This is a genomic window from Acinetobacter sp. ABJ_C4_1 (genome assembly GCF_044538495.1).
Lineage (GTDB): Bacteria > Pseudomonadota > Gammaproteobacteria > Pseudomonadales > Moraxellaceae > Acinetobacter > Acinetobacter nosocomialis_A.
In genome coordinates, this window is sequence record NZ_JBIUCQ010000006.1 from 94,166 (window position 1) to 117,855 (window position 23,690).

The 23,690-nt window shown below is 40.3% G+C and carries 24 protein-coding genes; 22 read left to right on the forward strand and 2 right to left on the reverse strand.

Going from position 1 to position 23,690, the window contains the following annotated elements; translation table 11 throughout:
• The first annotated feature begins 36 nt into the window (after positions 1-36).
• A complete protein-coding gene (locus ACIF8R_RS09640; RefSeq protein WP_396480444.1) occupies positions 37-1,350 on the forward strand; it encodes an alpha/beta fold hydrolase in 1,314 nt (437 codons plus the stop codon).
• A 56-nt stretch (positions 1,351-1,406) separates the two neighbouring features.
• Here the strand turns inward: ACIF8R_RS09640 and ACIF8R_RS09645 are convergent, their stop codons facing one another.
• Complete coding sequence (locus tag ACIF8R_RS09645) at positions 1,407-2,249, reverse strand: class I SAM-dependent methyltransferase (protein WP_396480446.1); 843 nt, start codon at positions 2,247-2,249, stop codon at positions 1,407-1,409.
• A gap of 325 nt (positions 2,250-2,574) precedes the next feature.
• Entirely contained in the window at positions 2,575-3,594 is a 1,020-nt protein-coding gene (nagZ, locus tag ACIF8R_RS09650; RefSeq protein ID WP_396480448.1) for a beta-N-acetylhexosaminidase, read from the reverse strand.
• A gap of 192 nt (positions 3,595-3,786) precedes the next feature.
• On the opposite strand from nagZ, the gene ACIF8R_RS09655 reads away from it, so the two are divergent.
• The 21 genes from ACIF8R_RS09655 (at position 3,787) to ACIF8R_RS09755 (ending at position 23,689) form a co-directional block, all read left to right on the forward strand.
• On the forward strand, positions 3,787-5,970 hold the full coding sequence (locus ACIF8R_RS09655) for a carboxy terminal-processing peptidase (protein ID WP_263612898.1): 2,184 nt from the start codon (positions 3,787-3,789) through the stop codon (positions 5,968-5,970).
• Positions 5,971-6,109: 139 nt separating this feature from the next.
• Positions 6,110-7,408, forward strand: coding sequence for a glycosyltransferase family 4 protein (locus ACIF8R_RS09660; protein ID WP_396480565.1), 1,299 nt, complete (start codon positions 6,110-6,112; stop codon positions 7,406-7,408).
• 24 nt (positions 7,409-7,432) lie between these two features.
• Positions 7,433-7,984: a phosphatase PAP2 family protein gene (locus ACIF8R_RS09665; RefSeq protein WP_039250407.1), complete on the forward strand. Its 552-nt coding sequence runs from the start codon at positions 7,433-7,435 to the stop codon at positions 7,982-7,984.
• Between the two features lie 99 nt (positions 7,985-8,083).
• Complete coding sequence (iscX, locus tag ACIF8R_RS09670; protein ID WP_004698764.1) at positions 8,084-8,284, forward strand: Fe-S cluster assembly protein IscX; 201 nt, start codon at positions 8,084-8,086, stop codon at positions 8,282-8,284.
• A gap of 113 nt (positions 8,285-8,397) precedes the next feature.
• Complete coding sequence (gene ndk / locus ACIF8R_RS09675; protein ID WP_000963851.1) at positions 8,398-8,829, forward strand: nucleoside-diphosphate kinase; 432 nt, start codon at positions 8,398-8,400, stop codon at positions 8,827-8,829.
• Between the two features lie 122 nt (positions 8,830-8,951).
• The gene (rlmN, locus tag ACIF8R_RS09680) at positions 8,952-10,184 is read left to right on the forward strand and encodes a 23S rRNA (adenine(2503)-C(2))-methyltransferase RlmN (RefSeq protein ID WP_151682915.1); all 1,233 of its coding nucleotides are present in this window, start codon (positions 8,952-8,954) and stop codon (positions 10,182-10,184) included.
• 15 nt (positions 10,185-10,199) lie between these two features.
• Entirely contained in the window at positions 10,200-11,000 is an 801-nt protein-coding gene (gene pilW, locus ACIF8R_RS09685; protein WP_263612899.1) for a type IV pilus biogenesis/stability protein PilW, read from the forward strand.
• A complete protein-coding gene (locus ACIF8R_RS09690) occupies positions 10,991-11,782 on the forward strand; it encodes a helix-turn-helix domain-containing protein (RefSeq protein ID WP_396480451.1) in 792 nt (263 codons plus the stop codon). The genes pilW and ACIF8R_RS09690 overlap by 10 nt, the downstream gene beginning before the upstream one ends.
• A 21-nt stretch (positions 11,783-11,803) precedes the next feature.
• Positions 11,804-12,919 carry a flavodoxin-dependent (E)-4-hydroxy-3-methylbut-2-enyl-diphosphate synthase gene (gene ispG / locus ACIF8R_RS09695; protein WP_000572095.1) on the forward strand — a complete coding sequence of 372 codons (1,116 nt, stop codon included), beginning with the start codon at positions 11,804-11,806 and terminating at the stop codon, positions 12,917-12,919.
• A complete protein-coding gene (gene hisS, locus ACIF8R_RS09700; RefSeq protein WP_396480452.1) occupies positions 12,916-14,208 on the forward strand; it encodes a histidine--tRNA ligase in 1,293 nt (430 codons plus the stop codon). Before ispG ends, hisS begins: the two co-directional genes overlap by 4 nt.
• Positions 14,209-14,236: 28 nt before the next feature.
• Complete coding sequence (locus ACIF8R_RS09705; protein WP_002053293.1) at positions 14,237-14,935, forward strand: tetratricopeptide repeat protein; 699 nt, start codon at positions 14,237-14,239, stop codon at positions 14,933-14,935.
• On the forward strand, positions 14,935-16,080 hold the full coding sequence (gene bamB / locus ACIF8R_RS09710; protein ID WP_311087128.1) for an outer membrane protein assembly factor BamB: 1,146 nt from the start codon (positions 14,935-14,937) through the stop codon (positions 16,078-16,080). The genes ACIF8R_RS09705 and bamB overlap by 1 nt, the downstream gene beginning before the upstream one ends.
• A 188-nt stretch (positions 16,081-16,268) precedes the next feature.
• Positions 16,269-17,678 carry a ribosome biogenesis GTPase Der gene (der, locus tag ACIF8R_RS09715; protein WP_005066184.1) on the forward strand — a complete coding sequence of 470 codons (1,410 nt, stop codon included), beginning with the start codon at positions 16,269-16,271 and terminating at the stop codon, positions 17,676-17,678.
• Between the two features lie 195 nt (positions 17,679-17,873).
• Entirely contained in the window at positions 17,874-18,488 is a 615-nt protein-coding gene (locus tag ACIF8R_RS09720; RefSeq protein ID WP_114270788.1) for a beta-ketoacyl synthase chain length factor, read from the forward strand.
• Positions 18,473-19,276, forward strand: a complete 804-nt coding sequence (locus ACIF8R_RS09725) for a lysophospholipid acyltransferase family protein (protein ID WP_396480454.1) — start codon at positions 18,473-18,475, stop codon at positions 19,274-19,276. Before ACIF8R_RS09720 ends, ACIF8R_RS09725 begins: the two co-directional genes overlap by 16 nt.
• 1 nt (position 19,277) lies before the next feature.
• The gene (locus tag ACIF8R_RS09730) at positions 19,278-19,538 is read left to right on the forward strand and encodes a phosphopantetheine-binding protein (protein WP_039250423.1); all 261 of its coding nucleotides are present in this window, start codon (positions 19,278-19,280) and stop codon (positions 19,536-19,538) included.
• Positions 19,539-19,543: 5 nt separating this feature from the next.
• Positions 19,544-19,798, forward strand: a complete 255-nt coding sequence (locus ACIF8R_RS09735) for an acyl carrier protein (protein WP_170318151.1) — start codon at positions 19,544-19,546, stop codon at positions 19,796-19,798.
• The gene (locus ACIF8R_RS09740; RefSeq protein WP_396480456.1) at positions 19,795-20,349 is read left to right on the forward strand and encodes a septation protein IspZ; all 555 of its coding nucleotides are present in this window, start codon (positions 19,795-19,797) and stop codon (positions 20,347-20,349) included. Before ACIF8R_RS09735 ends, ACIF8R_RS09740 begins: the two co-directional genes overlap by 4 nt.
• Before the next feature lie 9 nt (positions 20,350-20,358).
• A complete protein-coding gene (locus ACIF8R_RS09745; protein ID WP_396480458.1) occupies positions 20,359-22,017 on the forward strand; it encodes an AMP-binding protein in 1,659 nt (552 codons plus the stop codon).
• Positions 22,018-22,019: 2 nt separating this feature from the next.
• Positions 22,020-22,760: a glycosyltransferase family 2 protein gene (locus ACIF8R_RS09750; protein ID WP_396480460.1), complete on the forward strand. Its 741-nt coding sequence runs from the start codon at positions 22,020-22,022 to the stop codon at positions 22,758-22,760.
• A 2-nt stretch (positions 22,761-22,762) separates the two neighbouring features.
• On the forward strand, positions 22,763-23,689 hold the full coding sequence (locus tag ACIF8R_RS09755; protein WP_396480462.1) for an acyltransferase: 927 nt from the start codon (positions 22,763-22,765) through the stop codon (positions 23,687-23,689).
• The last annotated feature ends 1 nt before the right edge of the window (position 23,690 follow it).

Sequence of the window (23,690 nt, forward strand, 5' to 3'; positions counted from 1 at the left end):
AGCATAAAAAAATTACAGCAAGGAGGAAGCAAGGATATGAATTCCATTATTCAAATGGATTCGGAGATAAACCAAGCTTATGCCGGTTTTGGGTTTTTCGATATCTACCATAGAGATAGTTTTAAACAGCCAGCTCGTACCACATGGATTGACGGCTGGAAAATTGAATACATGGCGATTGCAGACCCAAAAACCATTCACAAAACACCAATCGTGATTGTTGGCGGCGCTTTTCAAAATTTTAACTCTTATAAATATTGTGTTGAGCAACTGTTTGAAAGTGGTCCGGTCATTCTAATTGACTTACCATCAATGGGTGCAAATCAACAAATTACCAATCGGGATACTGGAATTTCTGCTGGAACATTAGAACTACCTGATTTATCAGAAATGCTAGGTCGCTGGTTAGATATTGTCGGAATTCAAAAAGTTTCTGTAATGGGAATGTCGTTGGGTTCAGTAGTTGCTTCTTGTTTTGCCTATCACCGTCCAGATTTGATGGATCGCATGATTTTGATGGGTGTTATGCAAAAGACCCGTAAAAGCTGGCGAATGATTTTGGAAGAATCACTCAAACTCATGCAAGAAAACCGCATGGAAGAGTTTGGGCAAGCGGTAATTTTATATTTGGTCAATCATGCCAAGTTAGATAAAACCCGTATGTCACCTACAGCTAAAAAATTATTTTTTAGGCAAATGGCTGAGTTTACGGGTACCGAGCGTGAACGTTATGACATTAACTGTAATCGACTTTTGCGTTTAACAGATGTGCCGATTCCAAAGTGTAAAACACTGGTTGCAGCAGGGCAGTACGATAGTTTTACTCTGCCTCATGAAAATGCCAATTTTGCTTTGCAATGTCCAGATATGGAATTTGCCCTTATTGCAAATGCGGACCATGTACCTCAGTTGCAGCGTCGTAAAGAAACCATGAGTTTGTTCACTTCATTTTTAAAAGGTGAATCTATCCAAAATTTGGATGGCATTATTCCTATGACACGTGAACAAATGCAAAACATGGAGCGCCGTGGTGAAGAGCGGATTTCAGTTCTTCAACCTAAAACGAAACTGAGCCACCGTGAATGTAAAACGGAAGTGTCAGTGACGATTGTTGACGTGACTTTCTTTGGGATGTACTTGAAGTTAGATGATGTGACACAGCTCGATTTTGTAAATGAACACCCACGGGATCTGGCTCTGCATCTAGAAGATGAGGAAGGCCCTTTCTCGATTGAATGTTTAATTTTTGAAGCTACTGAACAAGGAATCCGTGCTTTATTTAAACATGGCAGTTTTGAGCTTGCTGATCGTTTAAGTCGTTTTATTGTCCGTCAAAAACAAACTGCTTAATTAGGTTTTTATAAATGGAAGCTCGTTTATTTCGAGCTTCCATTTTTTTATATTTATTATTTTATTTGGGCGTGAATGGTCCAAACTAAGTCACCTAAATGTTCTTCATCGCTCTCTTTAGAAACTTGTCCAAAGAATATTTGTGGTTGTTCAACACTTACCTGACTAAATCCTGCATCTTTAAAAAAGTCTTTCACTTCAAGTGGAGTCTTAAAATGAAAACTAAATGAGCTTCGAGACATAAGTTTAAGTAATTTACTACTGTTCCAGATAATACTGGCGAGTTTATTTTTAACGGGTTCAGGGTAGAGGTCGGTTAAGTAATGGAACTTTTTAAAAGAAGTTCCGTAGTGAGCAATCGACTGGATCAGTTGTTTTAATAAGTCTTTATCAAAATAGTTAATCAAACCTTCACTAATCACAACCAGTGGGCGATTCGCGTCAAACACTTCAAATGCCTGAGCAAAGGCTTCGGTAAATAAATCGACTGATAAAATCTCAGGTGCATTTTTTTCAATTTGTTGTAATGCATTTTGCTTTGTCTGAGCCATATCGGGTAAATCAAGCTCCCGATAGGTAATAGAAGGGTAATGCTGTCTAAACCACCAACCACGTGGTGATAAACCACAGGCAATTTCAAGTACCTGTAAATCAGGATTTTCTTGAATTAACTTCTCTAAATCATGATCAAGCATGGTATGGCGCTGTTTAAGCGTCGTGCGCATACTGCCGCCCACATATTTTTCTGCCCAAGACTCTAATGGGTGAACTAAATATGCTAACGATTTTCCTTTACTGGTGGCAAGTGCTTCATGTGAGATCCCCATTTGATACCAGATATAACCCGTATAGTGGGCTGTAAAAGAGATGTGGCGGTGTTTTGAAAGGTGTTGTGTCATTCGTCCTGAACTCGATTTATTGTTTTTGTGTGATCTTCATTATTAATAACAATGAAGAGGTTCTAATGTATTGATGGTGAATGAACCTGCATGATGGAGTCCTGTCAATTAGGTTGGCATTCTGGGATGAACTTTCAGTTGGAGTTACTTTTCTTTCGGGAAAAGTAACCAAAACCATTGTCATACGCAAAACCTGTTCACTTTCTGCATCTATCAAATATATTGAAGCAATCAATATCCTTCAGCAGATGAGCAGGTTGCGTATGACTTAACCGCGTATCAGATAGTGAATAGGTTTTTGTAGCCAATTAAAATTTTTACTAACTTAAATCGAATTCTTAAACTCTTCAATGGCTGTTTTGACAGCTTGCCAGTCATTTCCAAGCGATAAAGTTTCACCAACTTGGATTTGTGGAATTTGACCACGCATGCGTTCAAGGCGTTCTTGGTTTGGTAGCTCTAAGTTCGCAATACCTTCAAGTGCTGTACATGCTGCACTACGGTCATTACATACCAGTCCCATATCACAACCCGCTGCCAGAGCGGCCTGAATACGTGCATCTGCGCCACCTGCTACACAAGCAGCCTGCATGCTTAAGTCATCGGAGAAAAGTACACCATTAAACTTCAAACGGTTGCGTAGAACTTCTTGAATCCAGAAAGGTGAGAAACCTGCCGGATTTGGGTCAACCTGATCATAAATCACATGTGCAGGCATGAGCGCATCAAGCTCAGGCATAAGCTTAATGAAGCTTTGCATGTCATGGTTATAAATTTCGTCATAGCTACGGCTATCAATTGCAGCAGCAACATGAGAGTCTGCTTTTACTGAACCGTGACCTGGGAAGTGCTTACCGGTATTTGCCATTCCGGCTTTTTTCATACCGCGCATAAATGCGCCAGCAAGTGGGGCAATATCCTCAATGTTTTTAGAGAAGCCACGGTCGCCAATCACATCACTAATTGCATTAAGGTCTAAAACTGGTGCAAAACTAAAATCGATCCCCACAGCCAAGACTTCAGTTGCCATTAACCAGCCACATTGTTCAGCCAGTTCAAGAGCCTTTTGTGGTTGAGTGATATAGAGTTCGCCAAAGCGGCCCATCGCTGGTAATAAGGTAAAGCCAGATTTTAAACGTTGAACTCGACCACCTTCCTGATCGACAGCAATCAAAATATCTGGGCGAACTTGGCGCATATGGTCGGTTAAAGCACGGACTTGTTGTGGTGATTCAATATTTCGTGCAAATAAAATCATGCCACCGACTTGCGGAGCTTGTAATAGTTCAATATCTTCTTTAGTAAGTTCTGTGCCGGCAATGTCCAGCATCAACGCGCCAATCATATTGGTTCCATTTGAATTTTGATTGAAAAACAATAAGCGAATTTTGCAATGATTTGCTACATTTTGTCAGTACAGAATATGATAAAACTACACGGTATAAACAATTTAGTTGGTTAAGATGTTGAATCTGCTTAGTTCATATCGAAAACAGAGCGTGTAAGATACGAACACCCAAGGAAGTATTAAGAATTTATGAAACTTCAAACTATAGCTTGTGCAGTAGCAATCGCGACTGGCGGTTTATTCTTCTCTCATACGATGAACGAAGCAAGAGCAGCAACCAATACAGCTGCTGTTTCTCAATCGATCCAGCCAACGCAAGAGCAGGCCTTGGTGGCTCGTCAACTGGCAACTTTAGTTGATCGCCAACATTATTTAAATATGCGTCTGGATGCGAATACATCTAACCGTATTCTTGATATGTATTTAGACAGTCTTGATCCAGACCATTCATTATTTTTAGACGCTGAAGTTCAAAATTATAAAAAACTCTATGGTTCAAATTTTGGTGCTTCATTAAAAGCGGGGAACTTAACTGGACCATTTGCAATTCACCAGCAATATCGTGAACGCTTAAAACAATTTTATGAGTTCATGTTGGCTGAGTTGAAACAACAACAGAACTTAAAGCAACCAAATAGCTATATAGAAGTAGATCGCGAAAAAGCGCCGTATTTTAAAACAACGGCTGAGCAGCAAAATCACTGGCGTAAAATGCTGGTTTCACAGTTAATTAATTTAACGATTAGCCGTGAAGAAGAGCAGGCAAAACAAAAGGCACTGAAAGAAAACCCTTCACTTGCTGATGGCCAAGACTTAAAAGGTCCAGAAGATTTAACGCCAGCTCAAACTTTGACTAAGCGTTATACACGTCAGCTTGAAAGAATTAGTCGTGTAAAAAGCGATGATGTTTTAGATAAAACATTAAACGCAATGTTAGCGACTTATGATCCGCACAGTAACTATTATCCGCCAATTGATGCGATTGAACTGAATCGCCAAACAACCTTACAGCTTGAAGGGATTGGGGTATCGATTCGTCCAGAGCGTGGCAATGAAGATTACACCAAGATTGAAACCATTGTAGAAGGTGGTCCTGCAAGTAAGTCTGGTCAAGTGAAATCGGGAGATCGAATCGTTGGAGTCGCTCAAGAGGGCGGGAAAATGATCGATGTGGTTGGTTGGACAAGTTCGGAAATTGTTGGGCTTATTCGTGGTAAACGTGGCACTAAAGTCACGCTAAAACTTCTTGGTGCTGGTGCATCAATGAGTCAGGCACGTAATGTGACTTTAGTACGTGATGTTATTCAAGAAGAAGATGCAGGTGTTCGCTCACGTACAGTTGAAGTGACACGCGATGGTAAAAAGCATGTATTAGGTGTGATTGAAATTCCATCGTTCTATTTTGACTATCGTTCACGTCGCGCTGGTCAGCAATATCGTTCAGTTTCCGAAGATACTGCAAATGCTTTTGAGGCATTAAAAGCGAAGAAAGTAGAAGGTATTATTATTGACTTGCGTAATGACCCGGGCGGTTCATTAGAAGAAGTTGCACGTATGCTTGGGCAAGTGATTAAGTCAGGTCCAGTTGTGCAAATTCGTGATGGCAACGGCAATGTCAGTGTATTTGAAGACAACGATGGCGGTCAGCAAATCTATACGGGTCCACTCGCTGTATTGGTGAACTTAGCATCTGCTTCAGCAAGTGAGATTTACTCTGCGGCAATTCAAGACTATGAGCGCGGTATTATTATTGGTAGTACAACCACAGGTAAAGGTACAGCTCAGGTCCAACTTGATACTTTGGCATACGGTCAAGCGACTTTAACGCAACGTAAATTCTACCGTGTTACCGGTGGTAGTACGCAAAATAAAGGTGTAGTGCCAGATATTAAGCTTGTCGATATCTATAACGAAGAGTTTGGTGAGCGTAAATCGAAGAACGCATTAAAGTGGGATACCATTCCGACTGCACCATTTAAGCGTGAAGGTTCTGTTCAACCATATGTTGCGAAGTTGTCTCAATTCTCTGAACAACGTGTTGCTGCCGATCCTCAGTTTAAATATTTAAATAAACGTACGGCAATCGCGAAGGTTACGAGTGACCAGAAACAGGTTGTGCTTGATATTGATAAGCGCCGTGCAGAGCTTTTGAGTTTAGAAAAGCAAACTTTAGATGCTGAAAATGAACGTCGTGCAGCAACAGGTCAAAAACCTTTTGCAAACTGGGAAAGCTACCAAGCTTCATTAGATGCGTTAGCTGAATCTCGTGCCAAAATGAAAGCTAACCAACGTCCTGCGTTGCCAGAAGAAGAAACATTTGTGAATGAAGCAGCAAATGTACTTATGGACTATGCAAAATTGCAAAACCGTTAAGTTCTTTTGTCTGTTTTACGAAAAAGCACGCTGTTCTCAGTGTGCTTTTTTAATTTTTTATGTCAGTAAACTGTCATGCATTTATCATCAAAGTGTCAAGAAAGCTGCTTAATCTTTAAGCATGAAAATAAATACATTGATGGATGGCGCTATGCAAGGCTCATACGCGACAGCACTATTAAAACAACAGCAACTCCCTGAAAGCTTCCAATTCTATTTTAAACAAAAACAGCAGTTGTCTAATACTCAGGAATTGCACCAACTCCACGGGTTGGTTCGTCCTCGTTTAAAAATTGCGATTGTGACAGAAACATGGCCACCAGAAATTAATGGCGTAGCACTCTCACTATTACAGTTATGTCAAGGTTTGCAAAAACAAGGGCATAAAATACTACTGGTTCGACCTGAACAAAAGGCAAAGTGTCATGATTTTTTGCCAGAGCAAGAATGTCTAGTTATGTCACAAGCGATTCCGAAATATCCAACGCTGCAATTTGGTTGGCCTCAATATTTAAAAGTTTCAAAAGCTTTTGAAAAGTTTATGCCAGATGTTGTGCACATTGTGACGGAAGGGCCTCTGGGCTTAACTGCTATGCAAGCTGCGAAAGCAAAAGACATTCCAGTTTCTAGTGGCTTTCACTCACCATTTCAAGATTTTAGTCGGTTCTTTGATTTGGCTTTTTTAGTTAAGCCAATTCAAAAATATCTTTGCTGGTTTCATAACAACACGCAAGTGACCTGTGTTCCAAGTAAAGATACAGAAGAAGCTTTACGTGGTTTCGGTATTACCTGTCCACTTATTGTGGTTGGACGAGGTGTCGATACTACGCGCTTTTCGCCAAAGCATCGCTCAGAAAGCTTACGCCAACAATGGGGTGTCGATGCCGATACTCGTGTCATGCTGTATGTAGGGCGTTTATCACCAGAAAAAGAAGTGCAATTGATTGTTGAAAGTTATGCAGCCATGCAAAACATGCAGCAACATAAAACTAAACTGGTTGTGGTGGGAGATGGCCCGGATCTTGCTCGATTAAAAGCATTACCTGAAGCGAGAAATGTCATTTTTACAGGTAGTTTGCGTGGACAAGATTTGGCAGCTGCCTATGCAAGCGCAGATGTATTTGTATTTGCGAGTCAAGTTGAAACGTTTGGTAACGTAGTTTTAGAGGCAATGGCGAGCGGTTTGCCGGTTATCGCGTATGATTATGCATGTGCACATCAATATTTAGTCCATAACGTAAGTGGTTGGTTAAGTCCACTTGGGCAGAAAAACCATTTTATACAACAAATTTATCAACTCCCTTCAGTACAACAACTTAGAGAAATGGGCATACAAGCCTGTCATAAAGTACAGCAAAGCGGTTGGCAACTTCCGGTACAACAATTAGAACAGGCATTTTATCAGGTGGTGAAGGAATCCTCGGTGGACTTCACCTAAGTATCCTAAAATAGGAGAACGACCATGAAATTAAAGAATGCAAAAATAAAAATACTCGATCTCGATTTGAGAGGCTGTTTATATCTCAATCATTTTTCTCACTCACAACGTGTGGCTTTATTCTTCAAAATTATTAGCCGTGCGGGCGATGGGCCCTTTTGGTATCTCATGCTGGCAATTGTATGGGGAATGCATGGCATTACCTACAGTTTGCAAATTATCTATTTGTTAATTGGCGGCTCAATCGGAACGGCAATTTATAAATTTTTAAAACATAAAACGACGCGTCCACGCCCATACCAAGTCCATCAAGTGATTGTGCTTGGTGAAAGACCACTTGATCACTTTAGTTTTCCATCTGGCCATACGTTACATGCAGTAATGGTGACAATTGTGTTGGGGTATATCCAACCTGTGTTATTAGCCGCTATGCTACCTTTCATGGTACTGGTTGCGTTGTCTCGCATGGTGCTTGGACTTCACTACCCAAGTGATGTGATTGTGGGTGCACTTATTGGTGCAGCAGTGGCAAGTATCATTATATTTGTAGCGCCATTATTAAACATCGCTTTATAACGAACCGTAATTTTTATCAGCTTAAGCTATCGATTAGGTTTGTGGATTTGCTAAAGTACACAGTTCGTGATTTAGCAGATTAAACAGATAGGAGCCGCTATGGGCTTACGTTGGACAGATACGATTGATATTGCCATTGAATTGTCAGAAGCACATCCAGAAGTTGATCCGCAATGGATCCGTTTTACCGATTTACATGCATGGGTATGTGCATTACCAGACTTCAGTGATGACCCAAATAAATCAACCGAAGGATTGCTAGAAGGTATCCAAATGGCCTGGATAGACGAAGTTCGCTAAAAACAGTAGAAAAAATCGCAACTTTTACACATTCAAAGCTGATTATTACCTATGACATCGGTATAATGCTGCAAATTTTTTAAAGTTTAAATCTTAAAATAAAGGAGCCACTCATGGCTATTGAACGTACTTTGTCTATCGTAAAGCCTGATGCTGTGTCTAAAAACCACATCGGTGAAATTTTTGCTCGTTTCGAAAAAGCGGGTTTAAAAATTGTTGCGACTAAAATGAAACACCTTTCTCAAGCTGATGCTGAAGGTTTCTATGCAGAGCACAAAGAACGCGGTTTCTTTGGTGACTTAGTTGCATTCATGACTTCTGGTCCAGTTGTAGTATCTGTTCTTGAAGGCGAAAATGCAGTTCTTGCTCACCGTGAAATTTTAGGTGCTACAAACCCTAAAGAAGCGGCTCCTGGTACTATCCGTGCTGATTTCGCTGTAAGCATCGACGAAAACGCTGCTCACGGTTCTGACTCAGTTGCTTCTGCAGAGCGTGAAATTGCTTACTTCTTTGCTGACAACGAGATCTGCCCACGCACTCGTTAATCGAAAGCATTCAAACCAGATAAGTGGTATACTACTTATCTGGTTTTTTTATTCTCTCAAGAGCATATTGTCTGATTCTTGAACAATATCTTCTGTTTTTGACATGGTTTAGGTAAATACACATGAGTTCTGCAGTGGTCGTTTCATCTGAAAATCTTGATGGACAGCAGCAATCTTCGTCCACGCCAGCATCGCCTGCTGCCGAAAAAGTGAATTTACTCGGCATGTCACGCGCGCAATTAGAAAAATTCTTTGAAGATATTGGTGAGAAAAAGTTTCGTGCCGGACAGGTCATGAAATGGATTCATCAGTACTTTGTTACTGATTTTGCTGAAATGACGAATATTTCAGGCAAGTTGCGTGCAAAACTTGAACAAATTTGTGAGATTAAAGCTCCTGAGGTTGTGCATCGTCACTATTCAAAAGATGGCACACGTAAATGGGTGTTTCGCGTAGGTGAGGGTGCAGGTTCTTTAGTTGAAACTGTGCTAATTCCTGCCGAAGATAAAACAGGCTTACGCAAAACTTTGTGTATTTCATCACAAGTAGGCTGTGCATTGGACTGCTCATTTTGTTCAACAGGTAAGCAAGGTTTCCAACGTGATTTAACCCCAGATGAAATTATTGGGCAACTCTGGATGGCAAACTATTCTTATATGGAAGAAGTGCCTGTTGCTGAACGTGAGCGTTCAGTGACCAATGTTGTAATGATGGGTATGGGTGAGCCATTGCTCAACTATGACGCCGTATTAAGCTCAATGCACATTATGCTTGATGACTTTGCTTATGGCATGTCAAAACGTCGTGTGACTTTATCAACGTCAGGTGTTGTACCAAAAATTGACCAGCTTGCGAAAGATATTGATGTCGCTTTGGCAATTTCTTTACATGCGCCAAACGATGAGCTACGTAACGAATTAGTGCCTATTAATAAAAAATATCCATTGGCTCAATTGATTGCAGCATGTCAGCGTTATATTGCCAAAGATGGTAATGAAAGTGCGCGTAAACATGTGACTATCGAATATGTCATGTTGGAAGGTGTGAATGACCAACCTGAACATGCACAGCAAATGATTAAATTATTAAAAAATTTACCAAGTAAAATTAACTTGATTCCGTTTAATCCGTTCCCGCACGCGCCATATGGTCGCTCAAGTCGAAATCGTATTATCTCGTTCCAAAAAACTTTGTCTGATGCCGGATTTGTGTGTACGATTCGTCAAACACGTGGTGATGATATTGACGCTGCATGTGGACAGTTAGTGGGGCAAGTAGCTGATAGAACCCGCCGTGCTGAACAGTGGCAGAAAAAAGTTACACAGCGTCAAGAGATTTTACGTACACAAGGATAAAGTTGAGGGAAGACTTTGAGTACTCCGAAGTTAAAGATCATGTTATGTATGGGGGTTGCAGTTGCATTTCTGGCAAGTGGTTGTCAGACTTCGCCAACACTAAAAAAGGACCCAGAAAAAGCAGTTAAGGTGCGTACGCAACTTGCTGCAGAATACATTCGTTCTGGTGACTTGGATTCTGCAAAGCGTTCCCTTGATCAAGCTTTAAGTGTCGATAGTCGTGATGCAACGGCAAATATGATGATGGGTATTTTATTGCAACAAGAAGGCAGTAAACCCAATTTAGAAAAAGCAGAACATTATTTTAAACGTGCAATTTCTTCTGAGCCAGATAATGCTCAGGCACGTAATAATTATGGTACGTACTTGTACCAAATGGAGCGTTATAATGATGCTGTCGAGCAATTCCGTATTGCTGGTGCAACATTAGGGTATGATCAACGCTATCAAGCCTTAGAAAATCTTGGGCGGATTTATTTAAAATTGGGTGATATTGCGAGTGCTGAAAAAACATTCAAACAAGCACTCCTTGCTAACCGCGACTCTTACATTTCAATGTTAGAGTTAGCAGAAATTTTTTATTTGCAGCAGCAGATTCCGGCTGCTACACAAATGTATGAACAATATGTTCGTACAGTGGGGCAGAAAAATCAGGGTGCTCGCGCACTTTGGATTGGTTTAAGAGTGGCTCGAGCCAATGCGGATAAAATGGGAATGCAAGTTTTAGTAAACCAGTTACGTGCTTTATTCCCGGAAAGTCCAGAATATCAACGTTATTTGCAATTACAGTATAGTACTGAGGCCGTATGGAAATAAATCCTAATTCACAGCAGCCAACTGGCTCAAGCTTACCGACTTCTGCTTTAGGAAATATTCAACGTCCTGGTGAGTATTTACGTCAAATTCGTGTTTCTCAGAAAAAAGAATTAGAGCAAGTATCTTCAGATTTAAATATGCCGCTTAAAACGCTCAGTGCGTTAGAGCAAGACGATTATAAATCTTTGCCAGAAGCAACCTTTATCAAAGGTTATTATCGTTCTTATGCAAAATATTTAAATGCTGATGCAACTGCAATTATTCAGCGTTTTGATGAGATTTATGCAAACGATACAGGTCTTTTGCCAAATCATGCTTTAAACAACTCACCAATTAAAATCATGGGTAAATTACCAGGTTCTAATAGTGATCGTAACAAGAAGTGGTTAAAGCGTGCATTGCTTACGATTTTGATTATTGCTGTCGTGTCATTGATTGTGATGGGTGTCCAAAAATGGACTTCAAACAAAGAAGAAGCTGAGGTGCCAAAAGCAAATCAGTCTAATGTTGAAGTTTTACCTATGAAAGGAAATGCCTCTGCAACAGCGGGTGATCAATTGGTGTTAAACTTTAACCGTCCAACTTCTGTTCATATTGTAGATGCAACAGGGAAGGTTTTAGCTACGGGTCGTCAGGCATCGACTTTAACCTTAAATGGTGAGTCTCCATTTCAGATCCGTCTTGATGACGCAACAGCTGTGTCATTAAGTTTAAACCAAGAACAGATTTCATTGTCTCCATATACGGTAAACGGTAAAGCTGAATTCCGTTTATCCCGCTAATACCATGAGTTGAGCGATACAATGATAGAGAACCCAATTAAACGTCGACCAACACGTAAAATTCGTGTTGGTTCGGTCTATGTCGGCGGCGATGCACCTATCAGCGTGCAAAGTATGACAAATACCGAAACTTGCGATGTCGATGCAACAGTTGCTCAGATTGAACGTTGTGTTGATGCAGGTGCAGATATTATGCGAGTTTCAGTTCCTTCTATGGAAGCAGCTGAAGCTTTTGGTGCGATCCGTAAACGTGTTTCAGTTCCACTAGTGGCTGATATTCACTTTGACCATAGAATTGCCTTGGCAGTTGCAGACTATGGTGCAGACTGTTTGCGTATTAACCCAGGTAATATCGGTTCAGACCAGAAAGTTCGTGAGGTTGTTGCTGCTGCACGTCATCATGGCATTTCTATGCGTATTGGTGTGAATGCGGGTTCTCTAGAAAAAGATTTGCAGAAAAAATATGGTGAGCCTACAGGGCAGGCACTGCTTGAGTCGGCTTTACGTCATATTGATATTTTAGACCGTCTAGATTTCCATGAGTTTAAAGTCAGCGTAAAAGCTTCAAATGTGTTTTTAACCATGGATGCCTATCGTTTGCTTTCACAACAAATTGATAATCCATTGCACTTGGGTGTAACCGAGGCTGGTATTTACCGTACAGGTACTGTGAAATCAGCGATTGCTCTTGGTGGGTTATTGATGGAAGGCATTGGCGATACAATGCGTATTTCGCTTGCTGCTGAACCAGAAGATGAAATCAAGATCGGTTTTGATATCTTAAAATCGCTTGGCCTACGTTCTAACGGGATTAACTTTATTGCTTGTCCAAGTTGTTCTCGCCAAGAATTTAATGTGATTCAGGTGATGCAGGCCTTAGAAGAGCGCCTAGAAGATATCCGTACACCAATGGACGTTTCGGTTATTGGTTGTAAGGTAAATGGCCCAGGTGAAGCAAAAGAAGCAGATATCGGGGTTGTTGGGGCTGCGCCTCGTTCACTGGTTTATCGTAATGGTGAGAAAAGCCATTTAATTGATACCAATCAATTGGTTGATGAAATCGAAACTATGGTTCGTCAACGTGTTCAAGAGCTTGAAGAAGCTAAATCTAAAGAAATTATTCGTAGTTCATCATGAGTTCAATTGTCGCAATCAAAGGTTTTAATGACGTTTTACCAACGCAAACAGCAGCATGGAGACGTCTCGAGCAGCATTTAGCATCGTTAATGGATGCTTATGGTTACCAACAAATTCGTTTGCCGATCGTTGAACAAACGGGACTGTTTAAACGTGCTATTGGTGATGCAACCGATATCGTTGAAAAAGAAATGTACACATTCTTCGATAAAGGAAACCCACCTGAATCATTAACTTTGCGTCCAGAAGGGACTGCGGGTTGTGTCCGCGCGTTGGTTGAACATAACTTGTTGCGTGGTGCTACACCACGTGTGTGGTATATGGGACCTATGTTCCGTTATGAAAAGCCACAAAAAGGTCGTTACCGTCAGTTCCATCAGTTCGGTGTAGAAACTTTTGGTGTAGCAACTCCTGATATTGAAGCTGAAGTTATTTTGATGACAGCTCGTTTATGGAAACGTATGGGCGTTGCCCACATGGTTCAACTTGAGTTGAATACATTAGGCGAAAAAGATGAGCGTACAGAATACCGTAATGCTTTGGTTGCGTTCTTAAATGAACATAAAGATGCTTTGGATGAAGATTCACAGCGTCGTTTAACGACAAATCCATTACGTATTTTAGATTCTAAAATTGAATCGACCCAGAAAATTTTGGAAAATGCGCCAAAATTATATGACTTCTTAAAAGAAGATAGCCTAAGCCATTTCCAACAATTACAAGACTATTTGACTGCTGCAGGCGTTAAATTTGTCATTAATCAAAAATTGGTACGTGGTCTAGATTACTACAATAAAACTGTTTTTGAGTGGACAACAACTGCACTTGGGTCGCAAGGTACTGTGTGTGGGGGTGGTCGTTATGATGGTCTGGTTGGTCAGCTAAAGGGTAAGGCAGATCAATCTGTACCTGCTGTTGGCTTCGGTATGGGGATGGAGCGTTTATTGCTTCTAGTTGAGCAAGTTGAAAAAGCTGAAACTGTACGTGATTGTGAAGTTTTCTTGGTTGCAGAGCCTGCTTATCAAGCTAAAGCATTGGTTTTGGCAGAGCAATTACGTGATCAGTTAGAGGCTGCTAATAGCAATGTTCGCATTAAAACGGGTTCACAGGGCAGCATGAAGAGTCAGATGAAAAAAGCTGATCAGGCTGGGGCCGTTTACGCCATGATTTTGGGTGAACGTGAATGGGAAGCACAGCAGCTTGCTATCAAAGAGTTAGCAACAGCTGAGCAGTCTCAAGTTGCATTGGCTGAACTCGTACCATTCTTAATTGAAAAATTTACAAAATAAACTGAAACATCTGGAAAAGGACAATCACATGAGCTTAAGTGATGAAGAACAATTCGACAGCTTAAAGTCGTTCGCCAAAAAATATGGTTCTGCCATGATTAGCGGGATTCTCATTGCATTGATTGCCTTTTTTGGGTGGGAATATTGGCAAAAAAGAAATCTTGCAACGAGCCAAACAGAAACTGCAAAAGTACAGCAGTTAATGGATGAGGCAAATGCAACAGCCGATAATCCAAATGCTTTAGCTTCAATCACAGCTTCAGCAGATAAACTTGTAAAAGATGATATTGATTCAGTTCAGGCGATACAAACTCAATTTGTATTAGCAAAGCTTGCATATGAAAAACAAGATTATGCTGCTGCTGAAAAAGCTTTGAAAAAAGTTGAAAACTCAAAAGTAAAAGATGAAGGACTGATTCAGGTTGTAAAATTGCGTTTAGCAGATGCACAATTAGCGCAAAACAAATATGATGAAGCTCTAAAAACCTTATCTGGTAATGTCGATCCGGCATTTAAAGCAACAGTAGAAGAGTTACGTGGTGATATCTTTGTTGCGAAGAAAGATATTGATTCTGCTAAAAAAGCGTATCAAGCTGCATGGGATTCGTTACTGGAACGTAAACAAGAGCGACAAATTTTACAAATTAAACTCGAAAGTGTTGGCGTTTTAGTTGAAGATCCACAGATTGAGCGCCCAATTTTGGAAACACAGGTGGAAGAGTCTTAATGAATCAGAAATTCAAACTGCCTTTGGCAATTGCAATCGCATCAGCTGTACTGGTGGGATGTTCTAGCAACAAAGTAAAAGAAGCAAAACCAAATCCACTACCGAAATTGACTGAGTCGAAAAAGTCTCTAGTACCGGTGTTTTCGCGCAGTGTTTCTTCTACGAATAAGGCAGATCCATTACGTTTACAACTTGATGCTAGTGACGGTGTTGTTTTTACACTTGACCCTAAAGGCGAAGTTGCTGCATATCGCGGTAAACAACGTCTTTGGGAGAAAAAAGTAAGTAAATTGGGCTTAAGCTCTGGTGTTGAAGCTGCTGAAGGTATTGTTGTTGTGGGTAACAGCAAAGGTCAGTTATTTGCTTTAGATCAAGCTACAGGTGAGCAAAAATGGACTGCACAATTATCTGGTGCATTATTAAGTCCTTCTTTAGTTCAATCTGGACGTGTGATTACGATCGCAAACGACGGTACTGTATTTGCACATGATGCATCATCAGGACAACAAGTTTGGGCATACAAATTGCCAAACGTTCAGTTCAGTTTGCGCGGTCAACCATCTCCAGTTAGTCTTGATCCTCGTACTGTTTTAATTGCTTCTGCAAATGCATATGTTTATGCAATTGATACGATCAGTGGTATTCCACGTTTCCAACGTCGTGTTGCGGTAAGTGAAGGTCGTTCTGATATTCAACGTCTAATTGATATTGATGGTGATCCGGTTGTTGCAGGCCAGCTGATGGTTACAACCAGCTTCCAAGGTCAAGTCACAGTGACTGATTTGGCTTCTCAACGCGTAGTTTGGAGTGAAGATTCAAGCAGCACCAAACGTCCAGAAGTTTATGACAATAAAGTATTTGTTTCATCAACTGATGGCAAGTTGACTGCTTATGATTTATCTACAGGCGAAAAGCTTTGGGAAAATGAAAGTCTCTTAAATCGTCATTTAAGTAACCCTGTTGTATTGGGATCGGACCTTATTGTTGGCGATTTGGATGGTGTTTTACACCTGATCGACCCAGCAACAGGTAAATTGGTAGGTCGTTCTAAAACAAGTGGTGAGGTCAATACATTACGTGTTATTGAGAATCAGCTCTACGTTTCGACCCGAAAAGGCGATTTAAGTATTTGGCAGAATCGTTAATTTTGTTCGCTTGTGCTAAAATAGCCGCTTAACAAATTACGCTGTTAAAAAATATCGGGGTGTTTGAATTAAATCAGTTCAAAGCCCCGTCTTTTATTATGGTCATATCTGACCTTAAAATATATCTCCTGTACTGTTTCTAATGCTCATGCCATGAGATATGGCTGGTCTTGAATTAAGGTTATTGTATGAAACCCGTTATTGCGCTCATTGGTCGTCCGAATGTCGGAAAATCAACGTTATTTAACCAGATTACCAAGAGTCGTGATGCACTTGTAGCCGACTTCGCGGGTCTGACTCGTGACCGTAAATATGGTGATGCGACTTATCAAAATAAGTCTTTCATTGTTGTTGATACTGGCGGTATCGGTGAAAGTGAAGGCGGTATCGATAACTACATGGCCGAGCAGTCAAAAACAGCCATCAATGAAGCAGATATTATTATTTTTGTAGTTGATGCACGTGCTGGATTGTTAGCTTCTGATGAGCAAATTGCTCGTGAACTCCGTACTTTAGGCAAGAAAATTTATCTTGTTGCGAACAAGGTAGATGGCGTACATGCTGAAGCTGCTTTAGTTGAGTTTTATAAACTTGGCATGGGTGAACCATTACAAGTTGCAGCGAGCCATGGTCGTGGCGTACAGCAAATGCTTGAAGATGTTCTTGCGGAAGTTCCAGAAGATGAAAATCCGGAAGAGCATGACAAAGATACAGGCTTACGTTTAGCCATTATTGGTCGTCCGAATGTTGGTAAGTCTACATTGGTAAACCGCTTACTTGGTGAAGACCGTGTAGTAGCGTTTGACCAACCGGGTACAACTCGTGATTCTATTTATATTCCGTTTGAGCGTGAAGGCCGTAAATACACCTTAATTGATACAGCGGGTGTGCGTCGTAAAGGTAAAGTTGATGAAATGATTGAGAAGTTCTCAATTGTGAAAACTTTACAGGCAATGAAAGATGCTCACGTTGTGGTTGTTGTAGTCGATGCGCGTGAAGGTATTGTTGAACAAGACTTACACTTAATTGGTTATGCGCTTGAAGCTGGTCGTGCCATGGTTATTGCCATTAACAAATGGGATAACATGTCTGAATACGACCGCAAGCAATGTAAGCTTGACGTTGAACGTCGTTTTGACTTCATTCCTTGGGCAAAAATTCATTTAATTTCTGCACTGCATGGAACAGGGGTAGGTGATTTATATCCTTCTATCCACCGTGCTTATGAGTCTGCAAACTTAAAAGTTTCACCAGCGAAATTAACTCAAATTTTGAGTGATGCAACAGAAGCTCACCAACCACCAATGATTAGTGGTCGCCGTATTAAAATGCGTTATGCGCATATGGGCGGACAAAACCCACCGACTATTGTGATTCACGGTAACAAGGTTGATAAGACACCTGCGGACTACCGCCGTTACTTAGAGAACGTGTTCCGTAAAGTGTATAAACTTGAAGGTACACCAGTTCGTATTGACTTTAAAACTTCTGAAAACCCATTTGAAGGTCGTAAGAGTCAAGTTGATGAACGTACAGCTGCGCGCCGCCGTCGTTATATTCAGAAATTCAAAAAAGCGGAAAAGAAATTTAATCGTTAATCTGTATTCATGTAAAAAAGCCCAAAGTCATCTTTGGGCTTTTTTACAAAGAATTAAGACAGAACAAAGATTTATGAAAAAGTGTGATTGATAAACGTAATTTTTTGTAAATTTCATAACGAATGCTATAATCCATTTTTTTATAAAATAATCTATATTCCGAAAGAATAATGCTGCTTAAGGTTCTTTTTTAGCATGGTAACATTACATCTTGCCCAGTTAACGCTTACACATGCCCAGCCTTCTTACGCGGCACTTGAGTGTATTCCCGCCATGCAAAGAAGGCGTCTGTCACCCTTGGCAAAATTAGCGCTCAATAGTGCAATTAGTACTTTAGATGGACAGCGTGTTGATTATATTGTTTGGGTATCACGTTATGGTGATGAAGCCAAAACATTGGGAATATTACAAGATGTTCTGCAAGGCCAAACACCATCACCTACACAGTTCTCTACCTCAGTTCACAATGCTATTTCTGGTTTGTATTCTATTTTATGTCAGGATGACACTCCATCTACCAGTCTAAGTTGTTCATGGACTGAAGGATTAATAGAAGCTTACGCTGCATTAAAAGCTTTACCACGTATTCAGCGAGTTTTAGTCGTTGCCTACGATGAACCCTTACCAAACATTTATAGCGAGACTATTGATTTTCCTGCCTATGCAATGGCTGCTTTAGTAAGTCTGGATCAGCCTAATTTACAGTTTACTGAATGGTCACCTACAGATGAATTAGACGGTCTGACATTTTCTCGTTTTTGGCAAAGTGCTGATCTTTCTATGTCTGAATATGGGTGGAAAAAATGCTAAACCTTAAAAAGTTAAAGCAAAAAAGTAATTATTGTTGGCGGGTAGCTGCTACAGGTTTTAGCTTTGCGAGTTTTGGTATAGGGGGTATGGCAATTGCGGCAGTGATTGCACCTGCATTAAAAGTGACCACATCAGATCTGGAAAAACGCCAACAATATGCACAAAGTATAATTAAGCATAGCTTTAAAGGCTTTACTGAAATGATGGTTAAGCTTGGTATTATGACCTATTCGGTAGAAGGCCTAGAAAAATTAGAAAATAGTCGTCAAGAACTTGTCATTGCCAACCATCCGACTTTGATTGATGTTGTAGTACTAATTGGTATGATGCAGCAAGCTAATTGTGTGGTGAAGGAATCCCTTTGGAGCAATCCATTTACCAAAGGACCAGTACAAAGTGCAGGTTATATTTTAAATGCAGGCTCTAAGCAGTTTGTCGAGGATTGTGTTTCTCGGCTAAAAGAGGATAATGCCGCTTCTCTTTTGATCTTTCCGGAAGGTACTCGGACTGAAAAAGGAATGATCCTAAACGAGTTTCAGCGAGGGGCCGCAAATATTGCCATTCGTGCAAATGTGCCAATTCGCCCAGTAGTGATTACATGTGCTCCATCTACATTAACCAAAAATGAAAAATGGTATCACGTACCATCTCGGCCGTTTCATATAGAAGTGAAGGTACTAGATGCAGTGTATGTAAAAGATCTATTAGAAGATTTAACGGTAGGACCTAAACAAGTTCGTGAGTTAAGTCGTAGTTTTTACAAAATTTTTGATGAAGAGTTATCTTGAAATGAGCAATCTTGCTGATGAACTAAAGCAAATGATTATTGATGTTTTAGCACTAGAAGATATTACTATTGCCGATATTGATACAGAAGCTCCATTATTTGGAGAAGGTTTAGGATTAGACTCGATTGATGCCCTTGAGTTAGGACTTGCTTTGAAAAAACGTTACAACATCCATTTAAGTGCAGAATCGGATGAGACCAAACAGCACTTTAAATCAGTTCAAAGTTTGGTTGCGTTGGTCGAAGCGCAGCAGCAAGCATAAGGAGTGTGATGATGTTATCTCAAGAACAAGTACTGGCAAAACTCCGTGAATGGATGGAAGATTTATTTGAAATCGAACCTGAGTCTGTACAGTTAGATTCAAACTTATATTCAGATCTAGATGTAGACAGTATTGATGCAGTTGATTTGGTAGTGAAGATTAAAGAGCTCACAGGTAAACAAGTAAAACCTGAAGACTTTAAAAATGTAAGAACTGTGTTAGATGTGGTGACTGTTATTCAGAACATGACTGCTGAATGAAAATGTTAATTAAAGGGATAATTACAGCACTTTTTGTGCTGTATCCCTTTATTGTTGGCTGGAGTTTATCGCACGGACAATTTGTCTGGGTAAGTGCATTGCTTATCGGGCTAGGTGTTTTACGTTTATTTAGTAAAGGTAATCACCTTTTATGGCCTTTAACCAGCCTTGCTATTGTTTGTGGTGGCTTAAGCTTACTACTACAGGATCATGCATGGTTAAAGCTGTATCCGGTTGGGATGAGTTTAGGCGCTTTAGGTATTTTTGCATTCACCTTAATAAAACCTCCTTCTATGATTGAGCGTTTTGCTCGGTTGGTTGAACCTGATTTACCACCATCAGGTATTCATTGGACTAGGCAGGTCACTAAGGTCTGGTGTGTTTTCTTTTTATGTAATGCATTAATTGCATTCATTACGGTTTTTTTTACTTCGACTCAAATTTGGGTCATTTATAATGGCTTTATTTCTTATGTGCTGATGGGCATGTTATTCCTTGGCGAATTTATTTTGCGTAAAAGGCATCAGCGTTTACATTCTTCAAATCACTAATTCAAAATTATGCAGTGTCATTTTCAGAAATTCATCGATTCGGTTCAGCCACTTTGCTTAGACAGTGCTCTGCATTCAACTAGCTTTAATCATTTTTGGCAGGATGTGGCCTTACAAGCCGGTGCAATTGCTCAATTAGAAAATTTAACTTGGGCTTTATGGGAAACAGATAGCTACGAATTTTTGGTTTTATTGTTTGCTGCATTATTGGCTAAAAAGCAGGTGCTGTTACCGCCAAATCGAGTGCGTGAATTAGAACAGGACTTTGCAGCACAGCATATTTATTTTTTAAAACGTCAACGTGTTGAATCAGTTGCTCCCTTATCTTTAACGTTGGATGATGACTTTTTAGAGCAGGCACAACTCTATTTTTATACCTCTGGTTCAACAGGGCAGCCTAAAAAAATCCCAAGAACCCTAAAACAATTACTCAATGAGGTACAAGGCTTAAGCCAAAGTTTTGTTTTTGAAAATGATGCTATAGCTATTGCAACGGTGAGTCACCAACATATTTATGGATTACTGTTTAAGCTACTTTTACCTCTTGCAACAGGGCGTTGTTTTTATATACCGCAAGTTGCTTATCCAGAAGATGTCGTACACGTTCAAAAGCAATTAAAAACACTGGGTTTAAGTAATTATTTGATTTCAAGCCCAGCTTTATTAAAACGCTGGACAACCGATGTGGTTTTAGAACAATGCCAGATGGTGTTTAGCTCTGGTGGCAAACTAGAAAGTGACGTTCGTCCTTTAGTCAATTGCTTAATTATTGAAGTTTTGGGAAGTTCGGAAACGGGCGGCATTGCCCATCGTGCTAAAGATGATGACGTATGGACGCCTTTTGCGAATGTAGCTATTCGTATTGAAGACCATCAGCTCATGGTCAAAAGTAATCATGCTTATGAAGATAACTGGATTACCACAGGTGACCGTGCTGAATGGGCAGATCACTTGTGTAAGAGCTTTCAGCTTTTGGGGCGTACCGACCGAATTATTAAGCTTGAAGAAAAGCGTTTGAGTCTAGATGCAATTGAACAAAGTATTCAAGCCTTAGACGAAGTCAAACAGTGCCATGTACTGGTGTTTGAGCATGAGCATCGTCAAATGCTGGGTTCTATTGTTGTTCTGACAGAGCAGGCTCGTGAGCAGTTGAAAAAGCAGGGTAAGGCAGTCTTTGTTGGCCATTTAAAACAGCAGTTGAAAGATCATTTAGAAACCTTGGCAATTCCACGTCAATGGCGTTTTTTAAGTCAGCTACCTCAAAATACACAGTCTAAACTCGATAAAAGTTATTTGAAAACGCTATTCAAGCCGATGTTGCAACCAGTTGTGCTGTCACAGAGTCAAAGTGCAGATGACTATATTTTTAGTCTTGAGTTTCCACCTGAGTTAGCATGTTTTAAAGGCCACTTTCCAAACCAGCCTATTTATCCAGGAGTGGGGCAAATAGGTTTTTTACAACATTTTGCTAAATCAATTTGGTCCGATTTAAATTGGTGCCAAGGGTATGAGCAGTTAAAATTCCAAAATCTCATTTGTCCTTATGCTGTTGTACAACTCAAGCTTTCTCGAAAAGAGCATAAGGTGAGTTTTGAATTACGTGATTCAGAACAGATTCTAGCTTCAGGACGACTATTATTTGCTTTGCAAACGGAAGTAGAGGGTTAAAAATGCAGACCAACTATGGCTTTGTTATCCCAGTCTATAATCATCCACATTTCTTAGCAGACTTGATTGCTAATTTGGATGGTTTTCATCTGCCGATTGTGTTGGTAAATGACGGAAGTGATGATGCGTGTAGCCAAATTTTAAAAGACTTGGCAGAGCAATACTCTCAAATTCATTTAATCGAGCATGAGGTAAATAAAGGCAAAGGCCAAGCTGTAATAACTGGATTACGCGCAGCACATGCGCTTGGTTTAAGTCATGCATTACAACTCGATGCCGATGGTCAGCACTGCTGGGATGACATTCCAAAATTTCTGGAACAGTCTCGGCAGCATCCAGATGCGATGGTGATTGGTCAGCCATATTTCGATGCCTCTATTCCCAAAAAACGCCTATATGGACGTTACATTACCCACTTTTGGGTATGGTTAAATAGTTTATCGTTTGAGATTAAAGACAGTATGTGTGGTTTCCGAGTGTATCCACTTGAGAGCACCATTAAGGTATTGAATAGCGCTAAATTCCAGCCGCGTATGGGTTTTGATAGTGAAATTTTAGTGCGTTTAAAATGGGAAAATACACCTTTTATTAATGTCCCGACACCAGTGGTTTATCCAGAGCAGGGGATTTCCCATTTTCATGCTTGGCGAGACAACTTAGGCCTAAGTAAGGCACATGCAACTCTATTTATGGGGATGCTGATTCGTTTGCCAAAACTGTTAAAACATAAGCTGCAAGGTTAACCATGACACAGTCAGCTTCTCCAAAATGGAATGATATTAAAGAGCGTGGTGGCATGTTGCCATTAATGTTAATGCTTTGGTTTTATCGTTTTGGTGGACGTTGGTTATGTAAATTGGTGCTGTACTTTGTGATTATGTGGTATTGGTTATTTGCAGTTGCAGCAAGACAAGCTTCACTACTCTACTTACGAAAATTACATCGTTTTGCGGGAGCCAACTCTCCATTTACACATGAGCCAACTTTGGGGAATAGCTACACTCATTTTATGCAGTTCGGCGAATGTATTTTAGATAAGATCGAGGGCTGGCTAGGCAATATTCCAGAACAAAAACTGGAAATCTTTGGACATGAGTATTTTCATCAGCACTACCAAAAGGGCGCTCTAATTGTTGTCTCGCATTTTGGTAATATTGAGTTGCTTCGTGCAATAAAATCAGACCATCCACAGAAAATTAATGTGTTGGTTTATCAAAAACATGCAACGAAATTTAATGATTTTCTCAAAAAAATAAATGATAAAGCAGATGTTTGTCTTTTATCTGTCGATGAGCTCGGTATTGAAACGGCTATGTTGCTTCAGGACAAAATGCAACAAGGGGAGTGGGTCATTGTTGCGGCAGACCGAGTGCCTGTGCAGTCAGACCGGGTACAGCAGCTAGAGTTTTTAGGGGAAACTGCTGCATTTCCACAAGGCGCATGGATTTTAGCAAATTTGCTTAAAGTACCGGTCATAGCCGTATTTTGTTATCGCATGCAGCAACAATTTCAAGTGCATATCCATCTCATTTCAGAGCAGGTAAATTTACCGCGTGCCCACCGTATTGAAAGTATGCAAAGTATGACTCGAACCTATGTAAATGTATTAGAGCGGCATTGCATGCGAGCTCCTTATCAATGGTTTAATTTTTATAATTTTTGGACGAAATAAC